Source organism: Cellulomonas sp. GbtcB1, assembly GCF_019091725.1.
Classification (GTDB): domain Bacteria; phylum Actinomycetota; class Actinomycetes; order Actinomycetales; family Cellulomonadaceae; genus Cellulomonas.
This window is the reverse complement of sequence record NZ_JAGXJG010000469.1, coordinates 1-242: the sequence shown is the minus strand read 5'-3', so window position 1 is coordinate 242 and position 242 is coordinate 1. Positions and strand designations below refer to the sequence as shown.

1 protein-coding gene is annotated in these 242 nt (G+C 81.0%); it reads left to right on the top strand.

Going from position 1 to position 242, the window contains the following annotated elements:
* Positions 1-242, top strand: a 242-nt coding sequence (locus KVT14_RS21055) for a GNAT family N-acetyltransferase (protein WP_217617361.1), incomplete at both ends; no start/stop codon positions are given.

Below are 242 nucleotides of genomic sequence, written 5' to 3'. Positions count from 1 at the left end.
CGTCGAGCTGGTGCTCGACGCGGCGTTCGGCCGTCTGGGGGTGGTCCGGGTGTTCTGGCGCGCGTTCGTGGGCAACGGCCCGCCCCGCGCGGGCGCCGAGCGGGCCGGGTGCCGGGTCGAGGGGGAGCTGCGGCTGGGCGGCGTGCAGCGCGGCGGCCGGCGCGACGACTGGGTGGGCAGCCTGCTCGCCCCCGACGCCCGGACCCGGCGTGTCGGCGAGCGCACTCCGGCCGCTGCCTCGG